The sequence below is a fragment of the Anabaena sp. UHCC 0399 genome (assembly GCF_034931465.1).
Classification (GTDB): Bacteria; Cyanobacteriota; Cyanobacteriia; order Cyanobacteriales; family Nostocaceae; genus Trichormus; species Trichormus minutissimus.
The window spans coordinates 34,884-40,883 of record NZ_JAYGGZ010000025.1; the positions used below are offsets into that span (position 1 = coordinate 34,884).

Consider the following 6,000-nt stretch of genomic DNA (forward strand, 5'->3'; position numbering starts at 1 on the left):
TAATGAGGAATATGTAAATCCTTAGCCATCAGGAGTTTTATTTTAATTAGGTTAGAAAAAAATTTATTAGTTTATAACACTAAAATCTCATAATATTTTAATTTCTTAATCAGTATGAACTCATGTTCATGAAGCAATCTATTAATTATCGGTTACGAATTCATATCAAATTTACAACCAAAAACGAGCGAGGATTACATCATGAAAAATTTAATTGGCGGGTGTTTGTCAGTTCTTTTACTAGCTACAGGTTCTACAGCTATGGCTATACCTATAAATTATGACAATATATCATCATCACCCCAACAAGTTGCCTTACAAGTAAACGTCCCTCATATTACTAGCTCTGGCGTTATAAATAATTCTCACTTTATTAGAGTTGCAGTAGTAGGAATGTCTTTAGAAAACATCAATATTTATTTACCCAGTCAAATGGAACGATTTAATGGCATAAAAATTAAAGATAAATCTGGGAGAGATATTGCAGCTAAAACAGAAGTTACTAAGGAACGTTTATCAATTACCTTTGATCAACCTATAACTCCTGGAAATTCTTTGGAAGTGCAATTTACAAATGTACAAGCCAGAACTTCCATTAGCAGAATTCTGCTTTATGGCGTAACAGCTAAGAGAGTAGGTTTGCGGGGAGAAATTCCCATTGGTACAGCTAGAGTCGATTTACCTGATAAAAGCTAGAGTGTTGCTGTTGTAGAAGATGTTTTTGCAACAGATATTATGTAATATTTATATCCCTGACTTCTTTAATAAATCGGGGATATGATCTAAAAATATTTGTCTGTCGCAATTATTCTTATAATTTCTCATTAATATTACTTCTCAAGTTAACTTTTTATTTTATATTTTTATTATAAAATTTTAGTTTAGTAAAGGTACAAATATATAAGTGAAGATTTAGCAATACTAAACCCCCACAAAAAACCTATGTACAGCAGCATTTATGTGAAATAGGATTACCCCTATAACCCATAAACTGTACCCTGTAACTTATTTTCATCCTGCTCAATTTCTGTTTCTTGATTCTGCACCTCATACTCACCAAATTCTTGAATTAATTTAGCAACTAACCCTGTCCATCCTGTTTGATGACTCGCACCAATACCTGCTCCATTATCACCATGAAAATATTCATAGAATAAAATCAAATCTCGCCAATTGGGGTCTGTTTGAAACTTTTGTGTACCACCATAAACAGGACGTTCACCAGCAGAATTTTTTAAGAAAATGCGAGTTAATCTTTGAGATAATTCTATTGCAACTTCCCAAAGTGTCATCATTTGACCAGAACCAGTAGGACATTCTACTTTAAAATGATCCCCCAAGTAGTAATAAAATTTTTGCAGTGATTCTATCAGTAAATAATTGACTGGAAACCAAATCGGCCCACGCCAGTTAGAATTACCCCCGAATAAACCACTACTAGATTCAGCAGGTTCATAATCTACACGAAATTGATTCCCGTTTACATTAAAAGTGTAGGGATGTTCAGCATGGAAGCGAGATAAAGCGCGAATACCATAGGGACTGAAAAACTCACTTTCATCTAGCATTTTTTGCAAAATACTTCTCAGCTTATCTCTGGAAACAATTGCTAGTAATCTTGTCGCACCTATACCTTTGGTTTCCATACAAGCTACATTTTGCCGCAAGTCAGGGCGATTTTGGATAAACCATTCTAACCGCTTTTTAAAACCAGGAAGCATTTTTAAAGTGTCTGGTTCAATTATTTCAATCGCAAATAGAGGAATTAATCCTACCATTGACCGCACTTTTAAAGTAATCTGCCTTTCGGGTAAATGCAGCACATCATAGTAAAAACCATCTGACTCATTCCACAAACTGGCTTCCATTTCACCAATTTTATTCATGGCATCAGCTATGTACAGAAAATGCTCAAAGAATTTAGTGGCAATATCTTCATAAACTGGATTAGTCTTGGCTAATTCTAGCGCGATCGCTAGCATATTTAAACAATACATTCCCATCCAACTTGTACCATCAGATTGGTTAATGTGTCCGCCTGTAGGTAAAGCTGCACTCCTGTCAAATACACCAATATTATCTAATCCTAAAAATCCCCCTTGGAAAACATTATTACCCTCAGCATCTTTGCGATTTACCCACCACGTAAAATTGAGCATTAGCTTTTGAAATACTCGTTCTAAAAACTGTCTATCTGCTCTACCATAAATTTTCTGCTCAATCTTATAAATCTGCCAAGTTGCCCAAGCATGAACAGGGGGATTTACATCACCAAAAGCCCATTCATAGGCGGGAATTTGCCCATTGGGGTGCATATACCATTCTCGCGTTAAAACATCTAATTGGTACTTGGCAAAATCTGGGTCAATCATGGCCAAAGGAATGGTGTGAAATGCTAAATCCCAAGCTGCAAACCAGGGATATTCCCACTTGTCTGGCATAGAAAGAATATCTTCATTATAGAGATGAAACCATTCTTTGTTTCTACCATTGCGGCGTTCTGGTGGTGGCGGTGGATTGTGGCGATCGCCTTTCAACCAATCCTCAACAATATAATGGTAAAATTGCTTACTCCACAACATCCCTGCAAAGGCTTGACGCTGCACATTCCGCATATCTTCACTAAGATTAAATGGCGTAATGCGTTGATAAAATTCATCAGCTTCTTGCTGGCGTTGACTAAAAATTTGATCAAACTCTTGCCCAAATGGTTCAATTAAATTTCCTAAATTACAAAGTCGCAATTTGATAATTTTAGTTTCACCTGGGTTAACTGTTATCACATAATTAGCAGCCGCTTTCGTACCAACTTTATCAGAATTAACTGCGGATTTCTGACCATTGATAATATAGTCATTAATCCCATCTTTAACATAAGTAGACCCATGAGAATAACCAAACAATCGCTGATAGTTAGTTTCATTTTCTGTAAATAAAACTTCTGTGGCTTGCTGACAATATAACCATCTTTTACCTAAAGTTTCATGTAACGCTGCTATAGTCTGAAAACCATCACCTGATATGACTTCTTGTAAAACAGGTTTATTTTTGTCTCCATTCCAAGACCAAGTATTGCGAAACCAGAAAGTAGGTAATACATTGAGCATCTTAGCTTCTGTTCCTCGGTTAATGACCTTGATTTGAATCAAAATATCTTCAGCAGTATTTTTGGCATATTCGACAAACACATCAAAGTATTTGTCATCATCAAATACACCTGTATCTAACAATTCAAATTCTGGTTTTTGACGATCGCGGTTTTGATTCTCTGCAACTAATTGGGAGTACGGAAAGGCTGTTTGAGGATATTTATACAACGCCTTCATGTAAGAATGAGTCGGGGTACTATCTAAATAGAAGTAACATTCCTTAACATCTTCGCCGTGATTACCTTCATTCCCCGTCAGCCCGAAAAAACGTTCTTTGAGGATAGCATCTTCACCATTCCATAGAGCGATCGCAAAACAAAGACGTTGATGATTATCAGAAATGCCAAAAATTCCATCTTCACCCCAACGGTAAGCGCGTGAACGAGCTTGATCATGGGTGAAATAATCCCAAGCAGTCCCATGAGAACTGTAATCTTCGCGCACCGTTCCCCACTGGCGATCGCTCAAATAAGGCCCCCATCTGCGCCAATGAGCTACGTGATGCAAAGCCTCTTGTAATCTAATTTCTTCTTGGGTTAGATTTGCCATCATAGCATTGTACTTTTATTTATTTGCTATCTGGAGTATCCCGTTTTTCCCCTAGGTGTAGCTGAAGTTTTAATTAAATTCACGAGAAAGATTAGTAAGTAAAAATCTAGAAGAAACTCAGGAAAAACTAATGTTAATTTTTCTAACACTCCGCGTTTAAAGACTCTCAATTGCTAACCAAGCACGCAAAACCTCTGCAACAGTCCACGCTTGGGCAATACATCCCCGTGGAGTCATCGGCGCATCACCATCAAAAATTTCGCTGAGACTACCAATACCATGTGCAGTAAGATGATTTGCCATTGGTTCGAGAAATTGACGCGCCTGCTGAGGATTGTTGTAAACGCGTAGATGAGCTTGAACAAAAGCACCTATTAACCAACCCCAAACAGTTCCTTGGTGATAAGCTCCATCTCGTTGATACTGATTCCCTCCATATCTTCCCTGATATTTTGGATGATCAGGAGAGAGCGAACGCAATCCATGCGAAGTTAACAGCATTCGCCCACAAGTTTCTACCACAGACATCTGTTGAGCAGGGGTGAGAGGACTTTCTGGTAAAGACACTGCAAAAATTTGGTTAGGACGCAACGATGAATCATCCCCATCAGGACTATCTATCACGTCATAACAGTAACCTAGCCCATCATGCCAAAATCGAGAAAATCTTGCTAACACCCTATCTGCCATTGCCTGATATTCTTGATGTGGTTTACCAAGCTGTCGGGCAAATTTCGCCATAGTCCGTAAAGCATTATACCAAAGTGCGTTGACTTCAATGGGTTTACCGATTCGGGGTGTCACTACCCAGTCTCCCACTTTGGCATCCATCCAAGTTAATTGCACACCTACAACCCCTGCATAAAGTAAACCATCGGCGGGATCTAAATGAATGTTGTAGCGTGTACCGCGACAATGCCAATTAATAATATCCGCTAACACCGGAAAGAGTTCACCCAGCAAATGATCATCACTTGTAGCACTGTAGTAAGCGCGGGCTGCTTCAAAGTACCACAACGTAGCATCAACTGTATTGTATTCTGGTTGCTCCCCCGCATCAGGAAAGCGATTAGGTAACATTCCCTGATTTATATATTTGGCAAAGGTGCGGAGAATTGAGCGTGCTACCTCTGGGCGACCAGTGGCAATTGTCAAGCCTGGTAGACTAATCATGGTGTCTCGTCCCCAGTCACTAAACCAGTGATAACCAGCAATAATGGTTTTGCCGTTGGGTTCTTCTGGTAATGGACGATCTACAATAAACTGGTCAGCAACTAATATTAGATGGTTAATCCAAGCTGGTAATTCTTGACTATCGAGAGGTTGATGAGCTTTAGCAATTTCTATTAATTTCTGTTCTTGAGTGCGGCGCAACTTTAGCGCGGTTTCTCCCTGCAAATCTGGTTGTTTTTCTGTGCTGGCGACAAAAGTAAAAGATTCTCCAGGATTGAGTGTCACTTCTATAGTAGCGGCGTGGAGGTGGTCTTCTTTATCACTCAGTCCGCGATAGCGTTCAACTGCCAAATCAAAGCCATAATACCAATTGTGGACAGGAGACACACTACCAAAGTCACTGAGGAGATAGAAAGGTGTAGCACTGGGATAAGCAGTAATACAAATTCCCTTTTCAACTGTTTCTAGAGACATTTGCCAGTTATTACTCTGGGTATCGCCGTGATAATCACGGTAGTTAATCATTGCTTTGAGTGTTAGCTGAAGCGGTTGGGTAGCGCAAGACAAAGTATATTGAACGTAGGTTGTATTAGCACCTTGCTGCATCCACACCCGTTTTTCTAACAAAGCATCAGCCACAGCAAACCGCCATACGGGGATTGTACCTTCTAAAGCAAACCGCTCAATATGTCGATAACCGTGGGGACTAACAATAGCATCAGCCCAGCGATTAGTATTTAAGGGATAAGAGCGAGTATCATACAGAACAGTTTCATCTAGTTTTGCTAGCAGTAAAGTACGACCTAAAGGCGGTTGCAAAGCTGCTACCAATAAACCGTGATAGCGACGGGTAAGTAAACCTGCTACTGTCCCAGAAGCATAACCACCAATCCCATTGGTAACTAACCATTCCCTTGATTCGGCTGTGTCGAGATTACCGCAAATTTCCCGCCCAAATTCCATACACATAAATCAACACTCTTGCTGGCGATCAATATATGGATTATGAGTGATGAATTCTATTGTGTGCTGAGAGTGAAATTAAGACTTAATGAGAATTAATTATACTGAGCGAATTAGGATTCAGGATAGGCGATCGCTAATTTTGCTTAAATAACTACCCTATTAA

Annotated in this window: 3 protein-coding genes; 1 reads left to right on the top strand and 2 read right to left on the bottom strand. The window is 39.1% G+C overall.

The genetic code is table 11. The annotated features are described in order from the left end of the window. Nucleotides 1-201 precede the first annotated feature (201 nt). On the top strand, nucleotides 202-696 hold the full coding sequence (locus VB693_RS14930) for a DUF2808 domain-containing protein (protein ID WP_323266948.1): 495 nt from the start codon (nucleotides 202-204) through the stop codon (nucleotides 694-696). 281 nt (nucleotides 697-977) lie between these two features. Here the strand turns inward: VB693_RS14930 and VB693_RS14935 are convergent, their stop codons facing one another. Both VB693_RS14935 and VB693_RS14940 read right to left on the bottom strand, forming a co-directional pair. Beyond that, a complete protein-coding gene (locus VB693_RS14935) occupies nucleotides 978-3,698 on the bottom strand; it encodes an MGH1-like glycoside hydrolase domain-containing protein (protein ID WP_323266994.1) in 2,721 nt (906 codons plus the stop codon). Nucleotides 3,699-3,854: 156 nt separating this feature from the next. Beyond that, the gene (locus VB693_RS14940) at nucleotides 3,855-5,840 is read right to left on the bottom strand and encodes an amylo-alpha-1,6-glucosidase (protein ID WP_323266949.1); all 1,986 of its coding nucleotides are present in this window, start codon (nucleotides 5,838-5,840) and stop codon (nucleotides 3,855-3,857) included. Between the last annotated feature and the right edge of the window lie 160 nt (nucleotides 5,841-6,000).